This is a genomic window from Promicromonospora sp. NPDC060204 (assembly GCF_042728455.1).
GTDB lineage: Bacteria > Actinomycetota > Actinomycetes > Actinomycetales > Cellulomonadaceae > Promicromonospora.
Map to the genome: position 1 here is coordinate 1 of NZ_JBHWZO010000460.1, position 1,470 is coordinate 1,470.

General features: G+C 73.6%; 2 protein-coding genes. Both read right to left on the minus strand.

What is annotated here, in order from left to right:
- Positions 1-27: 27 nt before the first annotated feature.
- Complete coding sequence (locus tag ACFWEJ_RS28665) at positions 28-516, minus strand: PH domain-containing protein (protein WP_377232552.1); 489 nt, start codon at positions 514-516, stop codon at positions 28-30.
- 5 nt (positions 517-521) lie between these two features.
- The gene (hisG, locus tag ACFWEJ_RS28670) at positions 522-1,385 is read right to left on the minus strand and encodes an ATP phosphoribosyltransferase (RefSeq protein WP_377232553.1); all 864 of its coding nucleotides are present in this window, start codon (positions 1,383-1,385) and stop codon (positions 522-524) included.
- Between the last annotated feature and the right edge of the window lie 85 nt (positions 1,386-1,470).

A 1,470-nucleotide genomic window follows, 5' to 3' on the forward strand; every position in this document is an offset into this window, starting at 1 on the left:
GGCGCTCTACTTTTTCTCCCGCTCCTGCTACCGCTGGTCGGGCTCCGCGGCCTCGCCCAGCTCCGCGATCAGGGCCACGAGACGACGGGCCTCGGCCATGCCGTGCTCGCCGTCGGCCCGCTGGATGCCCATGACGGCGAGCACGTCGCCGTCCGCCAGGTCGAGGTGCACCCACGGGTCGTTGGGCCCGAACCGGACCGTCACGATCTCGGGCCAGGCGAGCCGGCGGCTGGTCGCGTAGTTGACCACGGTGAGCCCGGAGGGGTCGGGGACGGCGCGCACGGCGCCGAACCGCCAGGCGACCAGGGCGCCCAGCAGCCCGAACACGATGATCGCGATGCGGTTGGCGGCGTCCGCCCCGGGGCCGCTCGCCGCCAGCGCGACGAACGTGCACCCGCCGGCGAACAGCAGCGCGATGCCGTATGCCGTGGGCGTGCCGAACCGGCCGCGAAAGGTGCGGAAGCGGTCGTCACGCCCGCCGCGGCCGATCGCGCTGCTCCCCGACCCGGCGCCCATCGGTCCTACAGCCGCGAGGCGTGGATCGAGGTCACGATGATGGCGCGCGCCCCGACGTCGTACAGCGCGTCCATGATCCGGTTGGTCTCGCTGCGCGGCACCATGACGCGCACCGCGCGGGCGTCGCTGTGGTGCTGCGCCGAGACCGTCGGGGACTCCTTGCCGGGCGTGATCGCCACGGCCTGCTCCAGGCGGGACTCGGGGACCACGTAGTCCATCAGCACGTACTCGCGGGCGGTGATCACGCCCTCCAGGCGGCGGGTCAGGACGTCGAGTCCGGCCGGCGGCTCGGCGTCGGACTGCCGGATCAGCACGGCCTCGGAGCGCAGGATCGGCTCGCCGAAGACCTCCAGGCCTGCGGCCCGCAGCGTGGTGCCGGTCTCCACGACGTCCGCGATGACGTCCGCGACGCCGAGGCGCACGCTCGACTCCACGGCGCCGTCCAGGTGCACGATCGCGGCGGGCTCGACGCCCTGCTTCGCCAGGTGCTGGGCCACGAGCGTGGTGTACGACGACGCCACGCGGCGGCCGGCGATGTCCGCGACCTCGGTCACGGGGTCGGTCGCACCGGGCCCGGCGGGCGCGGCGTAGCGGAAGGTCGAGCGGGCGAACCCGAGGCCCAGGTGCTCGACGGCGTCCGCGCCCGAGTCGAGCATCAGGTCGCGGCCGGTGATGCCGACGTCGACCGTTCCTGTCCCCACGTACACCGCGACGTCGCGCGGGCGCAGGAAGAAGAACTCGACGTCGTTCTCGGGGTCGGCGAGCACGAGCTCGCGGGTGTCCCGGCGCTGGCGGTAGCCCGCCTCGCTCAGCATCTCGGAGGCGGGGCCGGACAGGGCACCCTTGTTGGGGACGGCGATGCGCAGCATGTGGTTGGTTCCTCTCTGGGGTGTACGACGGATCGGTGGACCCGGGTCTCCCGGGAGGGCTCGACCGTCGTGGTCGAGCCCTCCC